This is a genomic window from Metallosphaera sedula DSM 5348, assembly GCF_000016605.1.
GTDB lineage: Archaea > Thermoproteota > Thermoprotei_A > Sulfolobales > Sulfolobaceae > Metallosphaera > Metallosphaera sedula.
Genome location: NC_009440.1, coordinates 1,934,604 through 1,956,263, shown reverse-complemented (window position 1 = coordinate 1,956,263; position 21,660 = coordinate 1,934,604). Strand labels below are relative to the sequence as shown.

Genomic DNA, 21,660 nt, shown 5'->3' with positions numbered 1-21,660 from the left:
AAAATTACTTCCAGGGCTCGCCCATTATGGAAATCTTTACAGCGTTTTCCTTCTCGTCGTAAATTACCTTAACTAGATCTCCTTCCTTTATCTGAAACTTCTGCCTAATCTTTGCAGGAATTGTTACTTGATAATTCCTGCTGACCTTTACTATCTCTTCAACTTCCATTTAGATCACTATGATACCTATCTATTGAAAGAGGTATATAAATCTTTTCTAAATGTGTAATTAAATGTTCTAGGTCTTTAAGTGAGAATATGGTCTCTAGTGGAAGAATTCACATAATTATATTTACTCCTATTATCTCTGATTTTGTATAAGGCTTTTTCCTCAAGGGGTAGTTCAAATGATATCCATAAGTGGTTAGGAAAAAATATATATAGCTCGTGATTACATTCTTTATTTGTGGTTATAATGTCTCAAAGTCAGATAAGTGGAGCTAGAATAAAACTACCTTCAGGGAAAGATGCTGGTTTAGTAGATATACTGTCCTTTTGTTATGGTCTATCCGAGACTGACGTCCAGGTTCTGATGGGATTAATGAGGGGAGGAGCTAGAGGTACTGAGGAGCTAGAAAAGGAACTAAAGCTATCCAAGGCTTCAATTAATAGGAGCCTTAACAAGTTGCTTGAAATGAACCTGGTAATGAGGATAAAGGAGCCAGGAAATAAGGCTGGAAGACCTAGATATCTTTACAAGGCGAAGGAGTACAATGATCTTAAGGGAAAAATGTTGAGCGATATAAGAGATTGCTCCGAGAAGATGGCTGAGCTTGTTAATCAGGAGTTCAAGCCCTTAGAGGTAAAGGCTTAACTTCTCTAAAAGTTTCTTCAACCTATCCCTAAAGTCATTCTTTTGATAAACAATCTTTCCTTGGATTATAACCTTCTCAACTTCCTTTGGCGGATTGTAAACTAGATGAGATAGAAGTCTCTCCTTGGTTAATGGATAAACCTCATACTTACTTAGCAGGACTAGATCAGCCACGTATCCGGGCCTAATCTCCCCTCCGCGTATGCCCAGCATCTTATACCCGTTAACTGATGATGCCCTAAACACGTCAACTGCAGTTATTCCTGTGGACCAGTAATTATGTCTCTGTAGCAAGACTGCCATTTTCATCTCTTGAAACATGTTGAGGGAGTTATTGCTCGCTGCACCATCTGTCCCAATGGTTACATTAAGTCCTTGAGTCAACGCCTCCTTCATGGGAAAAGCCCCTCCGGTGGCAAGCTTCATGTTAGACGTTGGACAATGAGTGACCGCAATGGAACTTCTCAGATAGTTGAGTTCCCATGAGGTTATCCAGCCTAGATGTACACCATGCACACGTTCCGTTAGACCTTCCCTGTGAATGAGCTCCACCGGGAACATCCCATATCTTCTCTTTATCTGGAAGACCTCTTCCCTTGTTTCTGAAAGATGAATGTGGAGATGATACCCTCGGTTCAGGTTATCTCTTAGCTCCCTAAGCTTCTGAAGGTCCGTGGCATAGAGACTGTGGACGTTAACGATGGGCCTAAAGAACTCACTTTCCCCCAGTGCACGTAGTTCCCTTACGGTTTCATCGACACTCTTGTCTTTCATGAGAGTTGGGCCCGCTCTCGCCCTAATCCCATACTGAGTGGAGATATCCCTTATCTGGTCAGGGTTGAAGTACATATCAACGAAGGCCGTTGTCCCAGAGGAGATCATCTCAATCACTGCGATTTCTGAACCTACAGCCATAATCTCCCTGGTTAACTTCCTTTCTTCGTCCCACATTCGAGCTAACCACTCGTGAAGTTCCCCGTCGTCAAATACACCCCTCAGGACTGTCATGGCTGAGTGAGTATGGGCATTCACCAAACCAGGCATTACCACGTACTCACTGCACTCCAACTCGTCTCCTTCAACCTCCTTACCAACGTGCTTAATGAAACCGTCTTCGACGACTATGTTCGTTGGCCCCTCGACGTGACTGTAATCAACGGCAAAGGCGCAATTCCTCAGTGTATACGTTCTATTTGATACTCCCACTCGAATTCGCCTAGTTTAACAGGCTTGCCTTCCACAATTAATTTTCTTTTGAACAATGGCGCGTTAACCACGAAGGTCTCAGCCTCACCGCCTTCAAATGCCGGGTTGAAACCAAATTTTCTCGCCCTTTCCAGAATCCTTTCAACATCTTCCCTATTGATTACCTTTCCTACGAGGTCAAAGGGGAATCCATATGCTGTGGCAGACGTGATAATGAACTCGAATCCGTACTCCACAAGCTCTCTCATGTACCTCTCTTGGTCCTTTCTCCATAGGGGGGAATACACCTTCAGGCCCAGCTCACTTGATAAAATGTTAATGTTCATTCTTTGATAATCAGACAATAAGGCACCGGTGACTATCCCCGTGGCCTCTTGCGACTTCACCATTTCCAAGGCCTTTCTAAGGTCAGTGAGTTCCACGTCCTTCTCCCCCGACGAGTTAATCGAAAGAAGGGGTAGTCCCAAGACTTCCGCTTGATATCTTGTGAGTTCCACGTTATTATATTGGAACATCCAGGAGTCCTTCCTCCTGGGTATTATAGTTACGAGACACTCTACTTCAAATCCCTTCAATACTGCCCAGTGCAGGGCAAAGGTGCTATCCTTACCGCCCGAAAAAAGGGAACAAAGCTTCATCACAAAAAAGAGTTAACTTTTAATTTATTAAGCGTAGGTTTAAGTCATTATTTCTTCTTTTCGCCAGACTGCTGTGGCTGGCCTTGGGTCTGTCCCTTCTTCTCCTTTCCCTTTGCCATTAGGGATCTGATTTAATAGTGTCTTGTAAAGTATTTTAAAGATTATTCATATACGCCATTCTAAAAACTAACGTAAACTCGAAAGGATTATTCTGATATATGTTTAGTCAAGATAGGGATTTCTATGCTCATCTCTACTATTTATCATCATATTTGATGAAATTCTCTTTAATTTTCTCTAGCTAGAGCATTATCAAATCTTACGGAGGTTTTCATCATCTCACCTTGTTCTTTAGCTATAGAACAAATAATCTCGTGGTATTATTCCATATTCTAGTGTTCCAGAAGCCCCTTTGGGTTTTCCAGAGATCACTTACTCTGTTGACGTTGAGGAGAGTCCTAAGATGCGGGTCTATCATTGTGATTTCCCTGAGTCCTGCTATGTAGACGGACGGGGAGTTTATTAGTAGATCAGTCATGGATTTGAAATTATCAATATGGGTCTTAAGGTAGTCAAGAGAATAGCATGATAGTAGAGGTTGAATTTTACCGCACGTGAGAGTGGTAGCCACATGTTCCTGCTTCGAGCAGAGAATTTCCACGAGTCCTCTGGATAGGAAGGGAAAATCACATCCAGTCACGAAAACCTTCTCCTTGGAAACCAGCTTCAGAGCAAGTTTAAGTGCCTTCAGGGGACCATCTTTCCAGTTATCTTGTACAATTTTGCCCTTAATGTCCCTCGGTTTGTCCGTGACTATTATGGGTAATTCGAAAAGTTCGGCTACCCTCTTCAACATGGATTTTCCGTCGATTTCAAACTCACACTTGTCAGTACCAAACCTGATGGAATTCCCGCCAGCGAGAATTACAGCGTCAAAGGAATCTCTGTACAATTACTTCCTCGCCCTCCTTGTACGTTACTCCTCTCTTTAGAATTGTGAAGCCTGAAGCCCTTCCGAGCTCGCTGTATAATCCCACACCCCACCTGAGGGGGAAAGCCCTGTCCCCGTCAATCCTAACTAGGTAGGTTGAATCCATCTTGTGATCTACCTTAACCTCACTCCCTAGCTTACACTTCACAAATTCCCTTAGCTCTGTCTCTGTCATTCTTGTAAGTATGTGGAGACCATGCTCGTGAAATGTTGTAATGGCTGACACTATCTGACCAGGTAACACTAGGACAGGTTTCCCCGAGATAAGCCCCACGGCTCCCCTCTTTATGACGTTAGTTGAGACCCCCTCAAAGAGTAGTCTTCCCATCTCGGAGATGGCCCTTTTCACGAAATCACGCTCACCAACCGAGGATCCGCCTATTGATATGACGAAGTCGAAACCCGCTACACATTTGGACAGCGTCTTTTTTACATCATCGAGGTTGTCCCTAGCTATACCTTGATAGTGGGTTTGCCCGAACCTTTCGAGCAGTTTCATAAAAGTTGGCCCAATGGAGTCAGGTATTCCCTCTCCCTGAGATCCCCATGGAACTATTTCGTCACCATTGCCGAAAATACAGAAGGAAATATCCAAGACTTCAACCTCGCCTATACCCTGTTGCAGGAGGATAGGCAAATGGTAGGGAGTTAGGTAAGTTCCCCGCGGGATTAAAAGGTCTCCCACCCTCACGTCTTCTCCCCGTTGGCGGATGTCCTTTCCCTTGAATATTGGTCCATTCACTGTAATCGTATCGCCCACAACCCTGGTAATCTCAGCTCTCGCGACAGTATCTGCACCAAGGGGCAAGGGGGCTCCCGTGGTGATATAGTAGGCCTCTCCTCTTCCGAGTTTGGGCAATTCCCTTGTGGAAGGGAAAAGTTTTCCAGCTATCCTAAGTTCCTTCAACTCCTCGAGATCACTGAACCTGAACGCGAATCCGTCCATTGCAGAAACGTCCCTATCCGGCGTGTCCTTAACTGCAAACACGTCCTCCGCGAGGATTTTCCTCACTGCGGACATGGGATCTAGCCTCACCTTCTTGGCAGGTAGGACAGGCATCTTCTTGATGATTGATCTGGCTTCGTCGATTGGAATGAGCATTCATAATCCATCGATATTCCTAGTTAATATGGATTGCATCTTTCAGATAGTGGGAAGGAAGGATAGTGGGAAAACGCTGGTAATTGAGAGGGCTGTCTCGGCTCTGAAGCGAAGGGGCTTAACTGTGGCTACAGTGAAACATACCCATCACGAGATAAACCCCAGTAGAAAGGATACTGCACGCTTCATGAATGCTGGATCAGATGTGACTATACTACACAGTAATGACTGTGCGTTGCTCTGGAGGTGTTCAACCCCAGATTACTTGGATCTTATCCCGGCAGACGTTGTACTCGTGGAGGGATTCGCTAATAGGGATTTGGGCAAAAAAATCGTTGTGAACGACCCCTCTGATGCTGATAGGATAGTGAAGGAGATTGTAGAGGAGGCGTCTCAATGTAAGCTCGAAGCCTCAGTCGAGGTATTTCCTAAACAAAAAGATAAAATGGTGTACATGACGCTATATAAGTTAATGAAAAAATGGGGGATCAAAGAGGTAAAACTTCTTGATTGAGGGTTCAGAAATAATTTCATTGGACTGTTCTTCGACTGTTCTCGACACAATATTCTTCATGAAAACTAATAGAATCAGAAGGATAGTGGTTACCTGCGATGGCAAGATGGTTGGATTATTCACCGTGGATGAGGCAATGAGGCAGATACTGGAGAGATCGGTTGAAGACAAGCTGAGCAATGTGAAGTTGAAGAGGATAGTTCAAGTGAACAATGCGGACGCCATTGAGATAGCTAGAGCCATGATGCAGAACTCTGTGGACGCGGTAATAACTGATGGTAAGATAGTGACAGAAAAGGACTTGGTCAGAGGTTACGAATGGGGCGAGGAGGAGAAGATTTTCGACCTAGCAGTGAGAGCTATCACCGTAGAGGGATTCACAAGGCTCTCAACTGCTGCTGAGATCATGGTTAGGAACTCCATCAGACATCTGCCAGTTGTTGAGGATCAGCCATTGGGAATGATATCTGCAAGGGATGTGGTTTACAGATTTTCTGATAAGCTGACCTTACAGGAAGAGGTGAAGCAGGTTATGGTTCCCTACCTGGTTAAGGGTGACTCTAATCTTAGTTTAAGGGAAGGTGTGGAGCTCATGATGCAAAAGGGAGTTGGAAGTCTGGTCTTTTCCGTGGATCACAGTTTATATATTGTTACACTTAAGGATCTTATCAAGCATATTTATGTGTACTCAATGAAGGTTTAACATGGTTTCCTTTGTTTGCCCACTGGATAGACTTCCGTTGTCAGATGATCTTAGATGCCCCAGGGGTCACATTTATAGGTTGATTAATGGCGTTTACGACTTTCTTCAAGAGGAGCCCAAGAGCAACGATATTCTAGAGAAAGTTGCACCGCTATATGAAGATATCTGGGCTCCCCTAGGATTCTTGATAACGGGTAGAACAAGTTACTCGTCTGTGCTTAAGGATGCGGCCTCCCACTCCTCTGGAAAGGAATTTTTGGACGTGGGCACAGGTCCTGGTAAGATCTTTGATTACGTAAAGTGTGAGCAGTGTTACGGACTTGACATTTCCATGAGATTTCTAGCTATACTCAAGCGGAAAAGATCTAGGGTGACTGCGGTGAGAGGTGATGCAATGTCTCTCCCCTTTGCCGACGAATCCTTTGATGGGGCTACATCTATGTTTGTGGTTCACATGTTTCCTGATCCATCGAAGCCAATTTCAGAGATCTCCAGGGTCCTCAAAAGGGGCGGAAGATGTTCCATGGGCGTTCTCACTAAGAGAGGGATGATAGCTAATGTTCTCTCGAGATGGTGGAAACTAGAGTTGAGGCCTGAAACGTATTACGTATCTATTTCAGAGAGGTTTAACCTCAAGACAACAAGCGTTAGACAGATGGGACCTTGGTCTCTCATAAATTGTGTAAAAAGCTAGTTTAGGGCAAGGACCACAGTGCGATCGCGAAAAGCACGTAAGATATCCCATTAACGACTTCAGCAATTTTTACAAGTAATCCTTGAAGGAAAAGCGCGTATATCCCTATGTATAGACCCATGAATATGCCAAAGAAGAACATGCTAAACACCACGTAGGCAGCTAGATCACCCTCTCCCATGAGCAGGTAATATAGTCTCTTGTTGTTAGTTATACCAAAGATTATTCTCTCTGCTCCCAGTATCAGACCTACATAATAGAGGATGTATGGATTGAAGGTCGCGATCATTTCAAAGAGGTTGAACGGTACCTTATCCACAAGGTAAACCGAGGAGAAAAACATCATTGAACCTATTAGGATGCTCACTATTCTCTTGGTTACTGTCCTATCGACATTGGCCATGTGTATACACCTGCGTAGGTCTCATTTAACTCTATGTCAAAAACCTCCCCTAGGAGGAGACCTCCCAGCGCCCCAATAAAGAGACCGGGAATTCCGCCTAGTTTAAGTCCCAGTGATGCACCTAGAACTCCGCCTATACCCTTGCCCAGGTAACTGTCGTTAACCTTGAAAACGGTGGCGAAGTTTTGTCCTCCCTTCCTTCCCGCTTTCTCCAGGAAAAAGGCAGCCTCAGTGATCGCCTCCCTCAACTCCTCCATGTCGTTCGTTCTATAAACCGTTGCATATATCTCCTCATTTCCGTTTCTCTTGGACATGCAGGGTATGAATCCAGCCCTTTTTATTCCGGCTAGTCCCGCAGTATCCCTTCTCTCGCTTGTAACTCTAAAAATTACCTTGAACATCAAAGAATTGTTAGTCCTCACGCTTAAATATTTTTGTTGATTCGAATTTCGTACCTCAATCTTTTTACCAACGTACTACTCTATTTATTTTGGCGATCCCATTGACGGGAGATAGTAAGAAATTCTATGCTATTGTGAAAGTTGATAACGTGGAGGTTCCTGATGGCGTATCCAAGACGGGCCTCCACGATCATATTTCTTCTGCGGTAGACGAGGTCATAAATAACGTGAAGGCCTACCTCAAGGACCAGGGAATTATGGGAAAGTTTAATGCCCATATTGAGGTCTTCGCAAAGGAAGAGTCTGTTACGAGACTTATCGAAAGTATAAAGACTAAAATTAAGGCGTGAAAAATAGATCGTATGTCTGAATTATCGGAGCCACTGGAAAATTACCTAAAGGAGATCTATGAGCTGGAGGAAACAAAGGGTCACGCTAAGGTTGTTGACCTGATCGACGCATTCTCGATTTCCCCAGGCACAATTAGTAAGGCATTGGACAGGCTGGAGTCCCTTGGTTTCATAGACAGGAAATCAAGGAGGATAAAGCTTACCGAGGACGGAAAGAGACTCGCAATTAGGTTAATAAGGTCACACCGCCTCTCCGAGAGGCTCCTCACAGATATAGTGGGCCTGGACTGGATTAGGGCGCACGAACTGGCACATAGGCTAGAACACATATGGCCTGAGGATGTTCTTGACAAGATAGATGAGGTGGTGGGTCATCCCAAGACCTGTCCCCACGGGCACCCTATCCCTGGGAGGGAAGATCGAGTGGAGGGCGTTCCACTTACCGAGACAAAACCTGGAGAATACACCGTGATCATGATAGTTAAGGAGAAAGAGTGGATATTGAGAATGGCTGACTCCCTAGGCCTTCTACCAGGGAGGAACATCGTGGTACTGGATAACCTCAATGGGGAAGTGAAAGTCCAGATAAATAACAAGGAAAATAAGGTTCCCCGATCTCTTGCAGAGCAGGTGATAGTCCGTGGAGCTCAGTGAGCTTCAGAAGCTTATCCTGGCACATATTTACAAGTTCGGGCCCGATAACCCTTGGTATATGGCTAGACGCCTAATGGGAGAGAGCGGATGGGCTCCCAAATATGATCCAGACGTACTGGAGAAAGAGTGCATGGAACTTGAGAAACTGGGTTATCTGGTGAGGTTTCAGGGTTCTCTAAAGAGGTCAGTCACGTCCTCAGTGAAGCCGTGGTTGAAGGTTAAAGCAAAGGAGATGGGGACCAAGCCAAAGGGGATATATTACGACCTTAGCAAGGAGGGAAGGAGAGTAGCTTCTCAGCTCTATAAGGAGTTGAAGAAGGGTTGAGGCTAGGCAAGATACTAGGTGAGAACAGAAGTTTCAGGTTCTATTGGGCCTCAATCTCCCTTTCACACATCTCTGGAATAATGTTCAACGTAATATCAGCCTACATCCTTTTGCTTGTGTCCCCTTCCTTCTATTCTCTCGTGGTCGGAGTGACCATGTTAGTTGGGGCCTTAATTCGCCTTCCGTCAGGGTACTTGAGCGACTCGCTTGACAGAAGGAAGGCCCTAATGCTAACCAGGTTGTCCCAGGCTGTGCTCATACTCTTGCCCATTCTCAGTTTGAAGCTGACCCCCTTTTCTTACGTAGGTTTCAACTTGCTTACGTCGCTCAACGGCCCACTCTCTGCAGGTCTTGTGCAGTCAGTGATGGAGAAAAGGCAAGTTCTTGGGGGTACCTCACTTAATTCACTCACGATCTCAATATCCTCCGTTGTGGGAGGACTTGTCAGTCTATCCTACCCAGTTCTGGGCATCACGGCTTTCCTCTCGATTGCGTCAGTCATGAGACTGTTCACTGTGTTCTTTATAGGGAATGTGAGGGTAAAGGCCAGGAAAGACGAACCTAAGGGGAGGATTCCCGTTAGCCTGATAATTTATCCGATCCTAGTTTTCTCGTTCCTGGACGTAATCCCAGTAATGATGAATAGCTTAGTTTTTGTGGTGTCCTCTGTGGAGCCTTCCCTTGCATTGGTGAGCCTGCTCACTACGCTGGGTAACGGAATGGGGGCAATCCTAACTGGTGAGAGGATAAGGGAGAACTCTATCGGAATATGGGCTAGGACAGGTTCCCTGCTACTTGGGTTGGTCCTGGTGGCGATTAGTCTTTCCCCATTATACTTAGTTTATGTCCTCCTAGTTCTAAGGGGAATCCTGAGCTCTATTCAGTCCATTTCAATCAGATCAGATCTCAGGCTTAGGGTGTCCAATAATCTGATGGGGAGAACGTGGGGATTGATCACCACCATATCTTCCTTTGTGGCGTCTGTCGTTGCGCTTTCTTATTCGTTCATCGTCAGTGTAACCGGGACCAGGTTCCCTGTCCTTGTGTTGGGACTATCCCTTTTAACCTTGGGGATTCTCATGGTGTACCGTGGACCAAGTAATAGACAGGATACTAAGGCTCTCGGATCCGAGGCAGGCGTTAGAGAGGAAAGTTCAGGTAAGAAATAACGAGCTGGTCGTGGAGGGCTCAAGGTTTCAGTTTTCAAAACCCCTTGTTATTTCCGTAGGGAAGGCCTCCGTAAAGATGGCCAACTTCTTCCTGGAGAAGCTAAGCAACTACGAGGCAATAGTTGTTAAACCAAAGGGGGACAATCTTACGGTTGAGGGCCACGCCCAGATAATACATTCGTCTCATCCGTATCCAGACGATGAGAGCTTCAGGGCTGGAAAATTGGTAAGGGAAGCCCTCATGACGTGGGACTACGACCTAGTTATATTTCTCCTGTCAGGGGGAGCCTCATCATTGATGGAGGATCCAATACCTCCTGCTCAACTCTATGTGGAGACCATGAAGAAACTGGTGACCTCAGGGCTAGGGATAGATGAGATTAACACTGTCAGGAAGCATCTTTCCAGGGTTAAGGGAGGCAGACTAGCTAGTTTGGCGAGATCTCAAGTAGTTACCCTGGTGGTAAGTGATGTCCCTGGAAACGATTTATCCGTTGTGGGGAGCGGACCCACAATTCAAGATCCCTCAACGGTGGACGAGGCTAGGCAGATCTTGGAACAGCTAAATCTAGATTTAGTGCAGTACCTAGAAGAGACGCCAAAGCAACTAAGCAACTCCTGGGTGTTTCTCATTCAGAGCGTGAGCGACGTTCTCAAGGATCTCACTGATATGCCAGGGGCGGTAATCCTCTCCAGTGAGGTTAGGGGAGAGGCTAGGTCCCTGGGAAGCCTACTAGCCTCCATCGTGAACACAAGGGAATTGAGCTTTAGGAGACCCTTCACAATTCTTCTTGGTGGTGAACCTGAGGTTACGGTAAGGGGTCCTGCAGGCAAGGGCGGAAGAAACGGTGAGGTTTGCCTGTCCTTCCTGGAGTGGGTGAAGGTCACCAACGTTACCCTGTACGCCGTAGCTACTGACGGTATTGATGGTAACAGCGAATACGCTGGATGTGTGGTTTCGGGAGGAATGGACGTACCAAAGAGGGAGATAAGGAAAGCCTTAGAAACTCACTCTTCCTACGAGTTGCTTGAGAGAATTGGGGCAGTAATTAAAACGGGCCCCACGGGGACTAACGTAAACAACGTTTATGTCCTTATAGCTCCTTGAGTCCTAATCTTCTTTTGAAGCATTAGAAGGCCCCTAGCTATTGCCTCGGGCCTTGTGGGACATCCAGGTAAGTATAGATCAACGGGTATACCCACATCAGAGGGAAGGACCGTGTTGTAGGAGTTCCAGAATATTCCTCCTTCCAATATACAGGCACCTAGCGCAATTACGTACTTGGGCTCGGGCATTTGATCGTAAACTATCCTTGCTGCCCTGGCCATCTTTCTGGTTAGTGTTCCCTCTATGGTAAGGATATTGGATTGACGGGAGGAAGCGAAGGGAAGCATTCCAAATCTTTCAGCGTCGAACCTCGCAGCTGCAAACGCTCCAAATTCGGTTCCACAACAACTGGTGGTGAAGTGTGGAGGCCACAGCGAGAATGCTATTCCCCAATCCCTTAGGGTCTTAACTGGCTTTCTGTTGAGTAACCACTGCGCGGCCTTTCGAGCCGATTCCTCTAAGTTTCCGGTAAGAAGTAATTGATCGCTCATTGTTGATCACGATAGATGTGGTGTTGGGTCCTAATAAGTATTCTATTTTAGAAGTTGAAAATAGTGACCAAATTTAATTCTTAGTTTTTAAATTTCTTTAGACCTATCTTATGTCTTGGAAATACGATTATATTTCTCTCATCACTTTTCAGAGATCACCTCATCTATCATCGATCAAGGGTTCAGTAAAGAGCGCCTATGCCATCAATTAGCCTCGGAGGTTCCTCATCACTCAAACATAAAAACGAAACCCATCCATAAAAGTCTAAATGATTGTGCTGAAGATAGATCCACTTAATCCAGAAATAGAGTTGATAAGGAAGGCCGCTGAAGTTATTAGGTCTGGGGGTCTAGTTGCTTTTCCCACCGAAACAGTGTACGGCCTAGGTGGTAATGCCCTAGATCCGAAGGCGGCCGAGAAAGTGTTTAAGGCTAAGAGGAGGCCAATGGACAATCCTCTCATAGTTCATATAGCTGACCTAAGTCAACTGGAAGAGGTTAGTGTGGACGTTCCTCCAGAGGTTTTAGATTTAGCCCAGCGGGTCTGGCCGGGTCCGCTCACCTTCATTCTCAAAAGGAACCCAAGGGTACCTCTAGAAACTACGGGGGGCCTCGATACCGTCGCCGTTAGGATGCCAGCACACCCAATCGCCCTTCAACTAATCAGAGAGAGCGGTGTGCCCATTGCCGCCCCAAGCGCCAACCTGGCCACAAAACCTAGTCCAACCCTTGCGGAGCACGTCATCCAGGACCTTGACGGTTCAGTGGATGTTGTTATTGACGGGGGAGAGACCTTTTTCGGGGTCGAATCCACTATCATAAACCTTACCGTATCCCCTCCTGTTCTCCTAAGACCTGGACCCTTCACTGTAGAGGAACTCAACTCTCTTCTAGGTGAGGTCGTCGTTCCAAAGGAGGTTGCAGAGGGTGGGCAATTCAACGTAGCTTTAGCTCCCGGAATGAAATACAAGCATTATGCGCCGAGTAAACCCCTCTACCTAGTGGAGAAAAAGTCAATCTTCAAGGAAGTTGTAAAAAGGCTAAGGCAAAAGAAAAAGGTAGCTGCTCTCTGCTCCCAGGAAACTTGCGCTGACGTGGATGAGCCCAAGATAATCCTGGGAACTAGCGAGAACCTGTACACTGTTGCAAAGAACCTGTTTAAGTCCTTTAGGCAACTTGATACCCTAGACGTGGATCTAGGTGTCATGGAGCCGTTTCCTGAAAGGGGGATTGGGTTGGCCATCATGAATAGGGCAAAAAAGGCCTCAGCTCACATGATAATACATTCCGTGGAGGAGGCTGACAAGCTTGCAGATAGTTAAACTGGACAGAGTTACCTCGACACAGGATTTCGCTGAAGCGGTCAGCGAAATGATCGATGGTGACTTTGTGGTAGTTGCAAAGGAGCAGACCAAGGCAAGGGGGAGATATGGCAGGGAATGGTACTCCCCGAGGGGAGGGCTCTGGGTAACCTACGTTGTCAAGAACTTTAACGTTGAGGAGATAGGAATCTCAACCCTCAAGGTGGCTCTCGCCATAAGGAGCATCCTCTCAAAGATGGTTGACGCCAAGATCAGGTGGCCCAACGATATCGTGATTAATCACAAAAAGGTTTCAGGAGTTTTGCTTGAAGCCATAACTGTTGGGGAGAGGAGTACAGGTTTCATTGGATTTGGGGTTAACACGAACGTCGTCTCCTTTCCCCAGGGAATAAGTGCCACCTCACTGAAGCTGGAGTTGGGCAGGGATGTGGATAACGACTCTCTTCTCATGGAGATCCTTGACAAGATAGCGGAGTATTTAGGCAAGGCCCAGGACGACGTTATGAGGGAGCTAAATGAGAATTTATCGATCATGGATAAGGAAGTGAACCTGAAGGGAAGAGACTGGGAAAAGAGGTGTAAGGCGCTCTTCGTGGACAAATTTGGAAGACTTGTTACAGAGTGCGGAATTTTTGAGGTAGAAGAGGTACTAAGGCTTGAGACGACGTAAAGCTTCCCATAGGCCCTCCAGATAGGATGGATGTGGAAACATTAACTCTTTAGCGTCCTGAACCTTCACGTGGAGTTGTATTAGAAGGGAAAGTGTCGAAACTATGTCCTCCGCCCTCTCGCCAAAGGCCACTCCACCTCTCAACGTTCCGTCTTCATTAACGCAGACCTTGATAAAACCCTCTGTGGACCTCTCGGCTACAGCCCTCACCACTTCCGCCATGGAAAGCTTGACGCATTTTCCGTCAGTATTTCCAACGTAAGCTATCTCTGGATGGGTGTAAAGCACCTTGGGTACACCCTCACCCCTGTAGCTCCTCCTAGTCCCAGTAGCATTTAATCCAGCAATTATGCCCTTGTGTATTGCCTCATGTGCTGTGAATGTTCCCGTAACGTCTCCTGCAGCATAAACGTGGTTGATCTTGGTTTCCATGTACTCGTTTACGCCTATCCACTTGTTCCCAACCAGGTTCTCGAATCCCTTCACTGCAGGCTTGCGACCGAAGGTGAATACAACCAGGTCAAAGTCTTCAAGGCCTCCATTTATTTTCACCTTGTCTGAGATCTCAGCGACAGAGTTAGTCCTGACGTCTATCCCTAGTCTCTTGAAATGGGAAGTCACACTTGCCCTTAGATCCCTGTCATGGCCTGGAAGAAGAAGGTCCTCCCTCTCAACTATGGTTACCTTCTTTTTAGCTAGGTGGAGCAACCATCCGTACTCTACCCCTCCGACCCCCCCACCAACCAAGAGAACAGTGTTGAATTCCCTGTCCAGGAAGTGAAGGTCATCAGAGGCTATGGTTCCAGGAATCTGTGGTTTCTCAGTCCCTGTGGCCACAATTACAGAGTCTGACTCTAGGATTTGTCCACTCACCTCTATTTTCCCTGAGTTTAATTTCGCCTCTCCTTTCACAACCTCTACTCCTGCAGACTCTAACATGTACTCTACACCCTTACTAACCCTTTGGACAACCGACCTTGCAAATTCCTCCAGTTCTGAGTAGGAGAATTCCACGGACTTACCGTATTTCTGAGAGGCGTAGCTCAGGAAGAGTGGTGACATCATTGCCTTAGAAGGTATACAACCAAAAAGCACACATGTACCACCGAGCTTCTCTGACCTATCTACCAGGGTGACCTTAGCCCCTTGCTCTGAGGCAGTTAAAGCTGAGTAAAGTCCAGCGGGACCAGAACCAACTACGGTTAACTTCATGATAGAATTGAACAAAAACGCAAATAAAGGTTTACTTTACCACGAGTACAGGCATCTTAGCCTCGTGGATTATCCTAGAGGACACACTACCTAGGAACATCCTCTTGATCGTGGATAAACCCCTGCTACCAGTAACTATGAGATCAACTCCGTTCTTGGAGGCATAATCCATGATCGCTGTGGCAGGATCTCCCTCAACTATTACGCCTTCAGCCTTAACTCCTGCCTGATCCGCTATCTTCTTTGCCGACTCTATATCAGCCCTAGCCTTGTTATAGAGGGACTCTATTACATCAGGTGGCACTGGACCTATGCCCGCACCAAGGAGCACCGAAGTATCTACCACTTCCACCACGTCCAGTTTTGCTTCGTACTTCTTTGAAAGATCTACCGCTACATTTAGGGCCCTCTTGGCGTTCTCGGACCCATCAAATGCAACTAAAATATGTTTAAACATATTCTCAGCTAAAAATAGGAAAGGTATCTTTTAAATCTTCGCGATTTTCGGTACCTGTCCACCTGTTAACAGTGTTAAGTGACAACGGTTAGTCCCTCGATGACAAGGTCCGCGGACTCAACTGACCAGACTCGCTTACGAGAGCCCGTCTCTCCCCTTATTCCCTTCAGTAGTGTCCTGAAGTCTCCAGATAGAACCACTTCCCTAACACCAACCTTCTCTCCCTTCCTTGAGATCCAAGCCACGGGAGCCACAACTCCAAATTCCCCTGTGTCCCAGTTGCTAGTATGCACTCCCTGTACCTGATCCACAACTAGATCATTGTCCTCTACGTCCTGTTTCTCGTCACAGAATATTTGAACTAGGGAAGTTCCAATGCTTGGCACAGACATGTAGGATCTAACGGCAGAAGCTGAGTTGGTAACTCCCATTTTCTTCGACCAGTACCAGTTCGTAAGTACCCCTCGGAAGACACCCCTCTCCATTAGTACCTTCTGCGACGTTGCTTGACCCTCCCCATCAAAGGACCTGCTCAACTCCGATCTTTCGTCCCTTGGGTTGTCCACCACCGTTATTTTTCCGTACGTCTGTCCAAGGTCGAGAGGAGATCTTTTCCTGAACACGTTCTCCCCGTTCACCGAGTAGGACAGGAGCGGGTGGAATAACTCTGAGATGGCCTTAGTATCTAGGATAACCCTCTTGGGTTTCTCCTGAAGTTTTACCCTGGACTTGGTGATGTTAACCTTTTCCACGACAGTGTCCTTGAGTTCTTCAAGTTGTATTTCCTTGAAGGATCTCCCTGACCTAGACTCGTAAATCTCAGGGGTGACTAGAACCTTATCCTTGTAGTTTGCGGTGACCCCCGCATAGGCAGATGACCTAATCTCGCTCACATCTAAACCTTCGGTGTTGACGACTCCAACCTTCACCCTGGTAGCTGAGGCGTAGATTCCCACGACGTTAACCTTTTCCTGCAATTCCTCCAGCGACTTCAAAGTCTCCTTTGCTGGTTCCACTAGATCCTCCCTGCGATTAAGCTGAAGTAACGACGGTTTGCTGGTAGGAGGTATTTCATTATTCTGATCCGTCTCTGATACCTTAAGCACTGACACAGCCCTATCAAGGATTTCGTCACTCAACTCAGTGCTGAACGCGAAACCAACTTTTCCATCCTTGAAGACCCTAACGCCATAACCTCTCTCCTTCACGTTACTGGAGTGGTACTGCTTCTCCTTGGCCAGGTTGTACTCCCACCTCTCTACGTAGTATACCTCGCATGCGTAACCTAGGCTCTTAGCCTTTTCAACTAACTTGAATGGGTCACTCATTTCCTCCCACCTTAACCTTAACCTTGATGTAGGGACCTCCAGTCCCTACAGGAACGCTTTGTCCACCTTTACCACAGTAGCCAGGCCACATCCCAAAGTCCTTTGAGACTGCACTTATTCTACCTAACGTCTCAAGTGTGTAGCCAGAGATCCCAACATTCCTAAGAGGTTCCGTGACCTCTCCTTTCTCTATCCTATAGCCTTCCTGAATTCCGAACTGGAAAGTTCCGTCTGGGCTAGTTTGTCCACCCAACGGTGAAACCAGGAGATACCCATCCTTGATCTCGCGTATCAATTCCTCCTTGTTCCAATCTCCGGGCATCATGTATGTGTTTCTCATCCTTATTAGCATGGGACTCCTGAAGTCCTCAGCCCTGGCGTTGCCAGTGGGCCTCTCTCCCAGATATGCGGAGTAGTACCTGTCCACCAGAAACTCCGATACAATTCCCCTATCCACGATCTTCACATCCCTCGATTCCACACCCTCGTCGTCGTAGGGCACCACGCCATGGGCCATTGGATACTCTGACTTGCCCGAGTCCACAACGGTGACGAATTCCTCCGCTATCTTTTTCCCTCTCAAGTTGCCGAGAATACCGTTTATTGCTAGGTCTGCCTCCGAGAGATGTCCCAGGGCCTCATGGGAGAATACCCCAACAACATCGGGGGCCAGCACAACTTCAGCGTCGCCTCCCCTCGGAACCTTACCCCTGAGCTGATTTCCTATTCTCCTTTTGATGGTCTCCACTATCTCGTTGGGGTCGAAGACCTCCAAGGGATAACCTAGGTAAGTCGCCATGGAGGTGCTGGCAGAAGCCACAACGTCTCCCTCCCTGGCTATTGCCCTCACGGAAATGTTGCTTAACTCGTATTCCAGGACGATTTCCCTGTCCTCCGAGCTGTAGTACTCCTTGTGTATTCTTGAGGCGGTGAACCTAACGTTGATGCTCCTTATCCTTGGGTCAGCTCTCATGATGTCATCCCTTAGCTTAATCATGTCGCCCATTATTTCCTCAGGCGACTTGGTCAAGGGTTTCTTAGGCTTTATCACAACCTTGTCATGCAGGGGAGGAAGCATGACTATGTTGACCTTTTCATCTCCGTAGGCAGACTCTACAGCAGTCTTAACGGTTTCTTGGTCAATCTTCGTGAAGTGAGCGTAACCCCAGTTGCCCGATACCAACACCCTGAGGGAACCTCCCTTGTCCTTACCCATCGAGGTTACTTGCCTCGTGGTTTCGCTGGCGAACAAGCTCAGCTCATCCACGTCGTAAAGTCTCAGGTCGGAAAAGGTAGCCCCAAGCTCCTCGCTCTTCTTCAAAAGTTCATGCAAGATATAAACCTCCTCCCTAAATTTCATCCATGAACGTTGAAAAGATTAGCGTGGCCCTAGATAAGGAGACCTTAAGGAGGCTTCAGAGGAGGGCCGAGGATGAGGGAGTGAGTAGGTCGAGACTAATTCAGATGGCGGTCTCGGAGTACCTAGCTGAGTTCACAGGAGAGGACGAGGAGGTTTTTGGCATACTTAACCTGGTGTATGAGGAGGATGGTAGCGACGAGATAACCTCCGTTGAACATCAGCACGAGGCGAGCATAATCTCTACCCTACACGTTCACGTTAACGAGAAGCTGTGTATGGAGGCCATTGCCGTGAAGGGAAAAAGACGTGAGCTAGAGAGGCTAGCTAGGAGACTAAGTGCCATAAACAAGGTGAAAAAGGCTAAACTTCTAGTATCCCTTGAGGTGTGACCATGAGGATCAGCATACAGGAAAATTGCGCATCCATGGGAATCTTCGTGAAACACACCGAAGTCCTTGATCTCGTGAATGGTCAGGGAAGATTTGAGGGGGAACTCTCAGCCGTAGAGAGCAAATTTCGATCTGACAATCCAGAGTCGCTCAAGGATATTCCTGTTATTAGGGCGTATAGAGATTTTTACTGGAAGCTGGGGATAGACCCCACAAAGACTAGGCCAAGCGGTGAAGCTCTTAGAAGGAGAATTGTCAGGACCGGTAAGCTTCCCAGAATCAATGATATTGTGGATGCTGGAAACGTGGTTAGCGCGGAGACCCTTGTCTCCATCGGAATATATGACTTGGACAAGATCAAGGGCGAGCCTAATCTAGTTCTCAGCTCAGGCGGAGAGAAGTTTGAGGGGATTGGGAACAAGGTCGAGGTTTTGTCACCTGGTATTCCGATCATGGTCGACGGCGAGGGTAAGGTTATGCACATCTTTCCTCACAGGGACTCGGTGCTCACCAGCGTGGGTCTATCCACTAAAAACGTGTTAATAGTGGGGGCCGGAGTTACTGGGATAGACCCATCCCTGGTCGAGGAGGCAGTGAGACTTACTGCTAAGCTATTAAGTAGGATCGGTGGTAAGATAGTCCATGAAGTCCAATAGCTTACGGGTCCTCCTGGTAGGATATGGTAATGTGGGTAAGGCCCTCAGGAAGATGGTCAGGGAGAGGGCACCCTCACTGGGTTTGAACGTAAGGATAGAGGGAATTGTCACCAGGAGAGGCATTATGCTAGGAGACTCGGAGGAGTTTAGAAAAACCAAGGATGGAACTCCCATTGACGCCCTAAATGAGGTGAGCCCTGACCTAGTGATTGACGTAAGTTCCGCCAATTACGAGACAGGAGAGCCCTCCTTCTCCCTTTACATGGAGGCTTTATCAAGGGGTATTGCGGTGATCACGGCGAACAAGGCTCCCCTTGCCCTTAAGTACGCGGAGATCGTGGCTCAAGCTAAAAAACATGGCGCCTTCCTTGGGTTTCAGGCAACAGTGATGAGCGGGACCCCCTCCATAAACCTTCTTCGCCTGTTGAGGGGTTCAACCATCCTGAAGATAAGGGGTATCCTGAACGGTACCACGAATTATATCCTCACTAGAATGGATCAGGGACTTGAGTACTTTCAGGCCTTAAGGGAAGCTCAGGAAAAGGGATACGCTGAGGCAAACCCGGAGCACGACGTGAATGGATTTGACGCTGCAGCTAAACTAACTATCTTAACCAATTTCGCAATGGGTAGAAATATCTCGATCAGGGATGTCGACTTTTCCGGAATAGCTAACGTTACACTCTCAAGGATTGAAGAGGCTAAACGTAGATCAAGAAAGCTCAAGTTAGTTGCTGTCTCGGAGGGTAAAACAAGTAAGGTTAGCCTGACCGAGGTATCTCCTGAGGATCCGCTGTATCATGTGGACGGAGTAATCAACACGCTAGACATTCACTCTGACATACAGGAAGTAGTTATTACAGGACCTGGGGCTGGTCCACAGAACGCGGCCTTTGGTGTGTTCTCGGATATAGTACTAATGAGCAATGGTTTGATTTGATTCCACCATTCTAGATTTACATTTATAAATGACGAATACTACAATAAAAAACGGGATTAATTTGGCTACTTCCATTTCAGCTAGGCTGATATATTACGCAAAGCTGAGTAAACCCAGAATAATCTGGTTACTGGACTTAGCTGCCCTGTCTGGCGCCTTTCTCTCAGGTAAGCTGATGCCCTTGAGCATTCTAGCTGTTTTAGTGGGAGGAACTTTTGCCTCGGCTGGCTCCATGATAATTAACGAGGGAATAGAGATAGATAAAGACAAGGTAATGAAGAGGACCTCAAAGAGACCAACGGTGATGGGTTACGTTTCACAGAAGGAGGCAATCTACGTGGGAATCGCGCTCCTAACCCTTGGCACGCTAGTGGGTCTGCTGGATAATCCCCTCACTTCGTTCTTCATTCTCCTGGGGGGCTTAGTTTACGTTCTAGTTTATACAGTGTGGTTGAAACCTAGGAGCCCATTGAACATAGTGATAGGTGGCCTAGCGGGAAGCGCTGCTGCTTGGGCAGGCTACGCATCTACTACGTCCTCCTTTACTATCCCCTCTATTCTGCTCGGACTTCTAATTTTCATGTGGACTCCGGGCCACTTTTGGGCCTTGGCCCTGAAGTTTAAGGAGGACTATTCTAGGGCTGGAATTCCCATGTTGCCCGTGATAATGCCTGAGAACTTTTCCGCTAAGATGATAGCTCTATCCAACGCATTGATGATACCCTTCGCCTTGGCCCTTTACCTTTATGCAGGAGTAATTTACGGGATAGTGGCAGGAATTCTCTCCGCTGTGCAGATGTACTTCAGTGTTAGGTTGATGAGAAATCCAACTGGAGAAGAGGCGTGGAGATCGTTTAAGTTCTCTTCCCCATATCTAGCTATTCTATTGATTCTTATTATTCTAACCAGATTAATCTAAAAACTATTTTCCCTTAAACGTAGGCTCTCTCTTCTCCAGGAAGGCACTTACCCCCTCCTTCTTGTCCTCCGTAGAAAACACGACTCCCCATCCTACGCTTTCCAACGCTAGACCTGACAGTAGGGGAGAGTCTAGTCCCCTGTTTACAACTTCCTTGATTAAGGCGAGAGAGATAGGAGACTTCTTGGCTATCTTTTCTGCCAGCTTCCTTGTCTCTTGCTCCAAGTTAGCTAGGGGGACAACCCTATTCACGAGACCATATTTCTCAGCATCCTTACCAGGAATACGATCGCCCGTCATCATCATCTCCAGGGCTCTTCCCTTTCCTATAACTCTGGTTAACCTCTGAGTCCCCCCATACCCCGGATATATCCCTAGGTTTATCTCTGGAAGGCCTAGTTGGGCCTCCTCCGCTGCGATCCTTATATCACAGGCTAAGGCTAGCTCTAGTCCACCCCCAAGGGCATATCCATTGATCATGGCAATGGTGGGTTTGCTCAGTGCCTCTATCTTGTCCATGATCTCTCTTCCTTTCTTAGAGAATTTCCAGGCTTCTGCTGGGGTTAACTGGTTAAACTGGGTTATGTCAGCCCCTGCGCAGAAGGCCTTTCCTTTCCCTGTAATGATGATAACCCTAATCTCTGGGTCAGACTCTGCCTGAGAGACTGCCCTATCTAACTCCTCAAGTAATTTAGCGTTTAGTGCGTTTAGTTTATCGGGTCTATTTAACGTAATCCAGAACAAGTTTCCTTCTTTTTTAGTTTCTATTGTTTCAAATTCCATGGTTGATACGAGTAGAGTTATTAAATGGAGTAGTATTAATGCTTTAATTCCCGAGTTAAGT

28 protein-coding genes are annotated in these 21,660 nt (G+C 46.9%); 15 read left to right on the top strand and 13 right to left on the bottom strand.

From position 1 onward, the window contains the following. Nucleotides 1–4: 4 nt before the first annotated feature. Entirely contained in the window at nt 5–169 is a 165-nt protein-coding gene (locus tag MSED_RS10380; protein ID WP_012021955.1) for an AbrB/MazE/SpoVT family DNA-binding domain-containing protein, read from the bottom strand. A gap of 246 nt (nt 170–415) precedes the next feature. Here MSED_RS10380 and lrs14 point away from each other — a divergent pair, with 246 nt between their 5' ends. After that, nucleotides 416–814 (top strand): HTH-type transcriptional regulator Lrs14, encoded by a 399-nt coding sequence (lrs14, locus tag MSED_RS10375; RefSeq protein ID WP_012021954.1) that lies wholly within the window; start codon nt 416–418, stop codon nt 812–814. On the opposite strand, the gene MSED_RS10370 is transcribed toward lrs14, so the two are convergent. The 4 genes from MSED_RS10370 to MSED_RS10355 form a co-directional block, all read right to left on the bottom strand. Next, entirely contained in the window at nt 797–2,020 is a 1,224-nt protein-coding gene (locus MSED_RS10370) for an amidohydrolase (RefSeq protein WP_012021953.1), read from the bottom strand. The genes lrs14 and MSED_RS10370 overlap by 18 nt on opposite strands. Further along, on the bottom strand, nt 1,990–2,658 hold the full coding sequence (locus MSED_RS10365) for a diphthine--ammonia ligase (protein WP_012021952.1): 669 nt from the start codon (nt 2,656–2,658) through the stop codon (nt 1,990–1,992). Before MSED_RS10365 ends, MSED_RS10370 begins: the two co-directional genes overlap by 31 nt. Nucleotides 2,659–3,013: 355 nt before the next feature. Continuing rightward, complete coding sequence (gene mobA, locus MSED_RS10360; protein WP_012021951.1) at nt 3,014–3,610, bottom strand: molybdenum cofactor guanylyltransferase; 597 nt, start codon at nt 3,608–3,610, stop codon at nt 3,014–3,016. Continuing rightward, the gene (locus tag MSED_RS10355; protein ID WP_012021950.1) at nt 3,591–4,751 is read right to left on the bottom strand and encodes a molybdopterin molybdotransferase MoeA; all 1,161 of its coding nucleotides are present in this window, start codon (nt 4,749–4,751) and stop codon (nt 3,591–3,593) included. The genes mobA and MSED_RS10355 overlap by 20 nt, the downstream gene beginning before the upstream one ends. 28 nt (nt 4,752–4,779) lie before the next feature. Here MSED_RS10355 and mobB point away from each other — a divergent pair, with 28 nt between their 5' ends. Genes mobB through MSED_RS10340 form a run of 3 tightly spaced genes read left to right on the top strand, consistent with a single transcriptional unit; the run spans nt 4,780 to nt 6,662 of the window. Next, nucleotides 4,780–5,265: a molybdopterin-guanine dinucleotide biosynthesis protein B gene (mobB, locus tag MSED_RS10350; RefSeq protein WP_012021949.1), complete on the top strand. Its 486-nt coding sequence runs from the start codon at nt 4,780–4,782 to the stop codon at nt 5,263–5,265. Nucleotides 5,266–5,284: 19 nt separating this feature from the next. Beyond that, nucleotides 5,285–5,968 carry a CBS domain-containing protein gene (locus MSED_RS10345; protein ID WP_225938833.1) on the top strand — a complete coding sequence of 228 codons (684 nt, stop codon included), beginning with the start codon at nt 5,285–5,287 and terminating at the stop codon, nt 5,966–5,968. Between the two features lies 1 nt (nt 5,969). After that, the gene (locus tag MSED_RS10340; protein ID WP_012021947.1) at nt 5,970–6,662 is read left to right on the top strand and encodes a class I SAM-dependent methyltransferase; all 693 of its coding nucleotides are present in this window, start codon (nt 5,970–5,972) and stop codon (nt 6,660–6,662) included. A 1-nt stretch (nt 6,663) separates the two neighbouring features. Here the strand turns inward: MSED_RS10340 and MSED_RS10335 are convergent, their stop codons facing one another. Both MSED_RS10335 and MSED_RS10330 read right to left on the bottom strand, forming a co-directional pair. Beyond that, nucleotides 6,664–7,065 (bottom strand): hypothetical protein, encoded by a 402-nt coding sequence (locus MSED_RS10335; protein ID WP_012021946.1) that lies wholly within the window; start codon nt 7,063–7,065, stop codon nt 6,664–6,666. Continuing rightward, nucleotides 7,041–7,466, bottom strand: coding sequence for a hypothetical protein (locus MSED_RS10330; protein ID WP_012021945.1), 426 nt, complete (start codon nt 7,464–7,466; stop codon nt 7,041–7,043). The genes MSED_RS10335 and MSED_RS10330 overlap by 25 nt, the downstream gene beginning before the upstream one ends. Nucleotides 7,467–7,555: 89 nt before the next feature. On the opposite strand from MSED_RS10330, the gene MSED_RS10325 reads away from it, so the two are divergent. Genes MSED_RS10325 through MSED_RS10305 form a run of 5 tightly spaced genes read left to right on the top strand, consistent with a single transcriptional unit; the run spans nt 7,556 to nt 11,072 of the window. After that, nucleotides 7,556–7,816, top strand: a complete 261-nt coding sequence (locus tag MSED_RS10325; protein ID WP_012021944.1) for a hypothetical protein — start codon at nt 7,556–7,558, stop codon at nt 7,814–7,816. Nucleotides 7,817–7,828: 12 nt separating this feature from the next. Further along, nucleotides 7,829–8,470, top strand: coding sequence for a metal-dependent transcriptional regulator (locus MSED_RS10320; RefSeq protein WP_012021943.1), 642 nt, complete (start codon nt 7,829–7,831; stop codon nt 8,468–8,470). Further along, complete coding sequence (locus tag MSED_RS10315) at nt 8,457–8,795, top strand: hypothetical protein (protein WP_012021942.1); 339 nt, start codon at nt 8,457–8,459, stop codon at nt 8,793–8,795. The genes MSED_RS10320 and MSED_RS10315 overlap by 14 nt, the downstream gene beginning before the upstream one ends. Next, nucleotides 8,792–9,964 (top strand): MFS transporter, encoded by a 1,173-nt coding sequence (locus MSED_RS10310; protein ID WP_012021941.1) that lies wholly within the window; start codon nt 8,792–8,794, stop codon nt 9,962–9,964. Before MSED_RS10315 ends, MSED_RS10310 begins: the two co-directional genes overlap by 4 nt. After that, nucleotides 9,885–11,072 carry a glycerate 2-kinase gene (locus MSED_RS10305; RefSeq protein ID WP_012021940.1) on the top strand — a complete coding sequence of 396 codons (1,188 nt, stop codon included), beginning with the start codon at nt 9,885–9,887 and terminating at the stop codon, nt 11,070–11,072. Before MSED_RS10310 ends, MSED_RS10305 begins: the two co-directional genes overlap by 80 nt. On the opposite strand, the gene MSED_RS10300 is transcribed toward MSED_RS10305, so the two are convergent. Next, nucleotides 11,051–11,563, bottom strand: a complete 513-nt coding sequence (locus MSED_RS10300) for an NADH-quinone oxidoreductase subunit B (protein WP_012021939.1) — start codon at nt 11,561–11,563, stop codon at nt 11,051–11,053. The genes MSED_RS10305 and MSED_RS10300 overlap by 22 nt on opposite strands. A 269-nt stretch (nt 11,564–11,832) precedes the next feature. On the opposite strand from MSED_RS10300, the gene MSED_RS10295 reads away from it, so the two are divergent. Then, entirely contained in the window at nt 11,833–12,885 is a 1,053-nt protein-coding gene (locus MSED_RS10295) for an L-threonylcarbamoyladenylate synthase (protein WP_012021938.1), read from the top strand. Next, nucleotides 12,872–13,555: a biotin--[acetyl-CoA-carboxylase] ligase gene (locus MSED_RS10290; RefSeq protein WP_012021937.1), complete on the top strand. Its 684-nt coding sequence runs from the start codon at nt 12,872–12,874 to the stop codon at nt 13,553–13,555. Before MSED_RS10295 ends, MSED_RS10290 begins: the two co-directional genes overlap by 14 nt. Here the strand turns inward: MSED_RS10290 and MSED_RS10285 are convergent. The 4 genes from MSED_RS10285 to tldD all read right to left on the bottom strand — a co-directional run bounded on the left by MSED_RS10285 (nt 13,535) and on the right by tldD (nt 17,888). Beyond that, on the bottom strand, nt 13,535–14,767 hold the full coding sequence (locus MSED_RS10285) for an FAD-dependent oxidoreductase (protein WP_012021936.1): 1,233 nt from the start codon (nt 14,765–14,767) through the stop codon (nt 13,535–13,537). The two genes, MSED_RS10290 and MSED_RS10285, sit on opposite strands and share 21 nt — an antisense overlap. A gap of 31 nt (nt 14,768–14,798) precedes the next feature. Beyond that, on the bottom strand, nt 14,799–15,224 hold the full coding sequence (locus tag MSED_RS10280; RefSeq protein WP_012021935.1) for a universal stress protein: 426 nt from the start codon (nt 15,222–15,224) through the stop codon (nt 14,799–14,801). A 74-nt stretch (nt 15,225–15,298) separates the two neighbouring features. Next, on the bottom strand, nt 15,299–16,552 hold the full coding sequence (locus MSED_RS10275; protein ID WP_012021934.1) for a TldD/PmbA family protein: 1,254 nt from the start codon (nt 16,550–16,552) through the stop codon (nt 15,299–15,301). Beyond that, nucleotides 16,545–17,888, bottom strand: a complete 1,344-nt coding sequence (gene tldD / locus MSED_RS10270; protein ID WP_187146800.1) for a zinc metalloprotease TldD — start codon at nt 17,886–17,888, stop codon at nt 16,545–16,547. Before tldD ends, MSED_RS10275 begins: the two co-directional genes overlap by 8 nt. Nucleotides 17,889–17,914: 26 nt before the next feature. Here tldD and MSED_RS10265 point away from each other — a divergent pair, with 26 nt between their 5' ends. The 4 genes from MSED_RS10265 (at nt 17,915) to cyoE (ending at nt 20,816) form a co-directional block, all read left to right on the top strand. Continuing rightward, complete coding sequence (locus MSED_RS10265) at nt 17,915–18,301, top strand: CopG family ribbon-helix-helix protein (RefSeq protein WP_012021932.1); 387 nt, start codon at nt 17,915–17,917, stop codon at nt 18,299–18,301. Nucleotides 18,302–18,303: 2 nt separating this feature from the next. Next, on the top strand, nt 18,304–18,957 hold the full coding sequence (locus MSED_RS10260) for a B3/B4 domain-containing protein (protein WP_012021931.1): 654 nt from the start codon (nt 18,304–18,306) through the stop codon (nt 18,955–18,957). Next, the gene (locus MSED_RS10255; protein ID WP_012021930.1) at nt 18,944–19,897 is read left to right on the top strand and encodes a homoserine dehydrogenase; all 954 of its coding nucleotides are present in this window, start codon (nt 18,944–18,946) and stop codon (nt 19,895–19,897) included. Before MSED_RS10260 ends, MSED_RS10255 begins: the two co-directional genes overlap by 14 nt. 61 nt (nt 19,898–19,958) lie before the next feature. Continuing rightward, a complete protein-coding gene (gene cyoE / locus MSED_RS10250; protein ID WP_187146784.1) occupies nt 19,959–20,816 on the top strand; it encodes a heme o synthase in 858 nt (285 codons plus the stop codon). A gap of 3 nt (nt 20,817–20,819) precedes the next feature. Here cyoE and MSED_RS10245 read toward each other — a convergent pair whose 3' ends face one another. After that, nucleotides 20,820–21,599 carry a 3-hydroxypropionyl-CoA dehydratase gene (locus tag MSED_RS10245; protein ID WP_012021928.1) on the bottom strand — a complete coding sequence of 260 codons (780 nt, stop codon included), beginning with the start codon at nt 21,597–21,599 and terminating at the stop codon, nt 20,820–20,822. Nucleotides 21,600–21,660: the final 61 nt, after the last annotated feature.

Excerpts from the sequence above, each read along its gene's own strand:
- MSED_RS10365 (WP_012021952.1), bottom strand. The coding sequence starts at position 2,658 with ATGAAGCTTTGTTCCCTTTTTTCGGGCGGTAAGGATAGCACCTTTGCC.
- MSED_RS10245 (WP_012021928.1), bottom strand. The coding sequence starts at position 21,599 with ATGGAATTTGAAACAATAGAAACTAAAAAAGAAGGAAACTTGTTCTGG.
- MSED_RS10330 (WP_012021945.1), bottom strand. The coding sequence starts at position 7,466 with ATGTTCAAGGTAATTTTTAGAGTTACAAGCGAGAGAAGGGATACTGCG.
- MSED_RS10320 (WP_012021943.1), top strand. The coding sequence starts at position 7,829 with ATGTCTGAATTATCGGAGCCACTGGAAAATTACCTAAAGGAGATCTAT.
- MSED_RS10260 (WP_012021931.1), top strand. The coding sequence starts at position 18,304 with ATGAGGATCAGCATACAGGAAAATTGCGCATCCATGGGAATCTTCGTG.
- lrs14 (WP_012021954.1), top strand. The coding sequence starts at position 416 with ATGTCTCAAAGTCAGATAAGTGGAGCTAGAATAAAACTACCTTCAGGG.
- MSED_RS10300 (WP_012021939.1), bottom strand. The coding sequence starts at position 11,563 with ATGAGCGATCAATTACTTCTTACCGGAAACTTAGAGGAATCGGCTCGA.
- MSED_RS10265 (WP_012021932.1), top strand. The coding sequence starts at position 17,915 with ATGAACGTTGAAAAGATTAGCGTGGCCCTAGATAAGGAGACCTTAAGG.
- MSED_RS10255 (WP_012021930.1), top strand. The coding sequence starts at position 18,944 with ATGAAGTCCAATAGCTTACGGGTCCTCCTGGTAGGATATGGTAATGTG.
- MSED_RS10355 (WP_012021950.1), bottom strand. The coding sequence starts at position 4,751 with ATGCTCATTCCAATCGACGAAGCCAGATCAATCATCAAGAAGATGCCT.
- MSED_RS10275 (WP_012021934.1), bottom strand. The coding sequence starts at position 16,552 with ATGAGTGACCCATTCAAGTTAGTTGAAAAGGCTAAGAGCCTAGGTTAC.
- MSED_RS10295 (WP_012021938.1), top strand. The coding sequence starts at position 11,833 with ATGATTGTGCTGAAGATAGATCCACTTAATCCAGAAATAGAGTTGATA.
- MSED_RS10380 (WP_012021955.1), bottom strand. The coding sequence starts at position 169 with ATGGAAGTTGAAGAGATAGTAAAGGTCAGCAGGAATTATCAAGTAACA.
- MSED_RS10285 (WP_012021936.1), bottom strand. The coding sequence starts at position 14,767 with ATGAAGTTAACCGTAGTTGGTTCTGGTCCCGCTGGACTTTACTCAGCT.
- MSED_RS10280 (WP_012021935.1), bottom strand. The coding sequence starts at position 15,224 with ATGTTTAAACATATTTTAGTTGCATTTGATGGGTCCGAGAACGCCAAG.
- MSED_RS10340 (WP_012021947.1), top strand. The coding sequence starts at position 5,970 with ATGGTTTCCTTTGTTTGCCCACTGGATAGACTTCCGTTGTCAGATGAT.
- mobB (WP_012021949.1), top strand. The coding sequence starts at position 4,780 with ATGGATTGCATCTTTCAGATAGTGGGAAGGAAGGATAGTGGGAAAACG.
- MSED_RS10335 (WP_012021946.1), bottom strand. The coding sequence starts at position 7,065 with ATGGCCAATGTCGATAGGACAGTAACCAAGAGAATAGTGAGCATCCTA.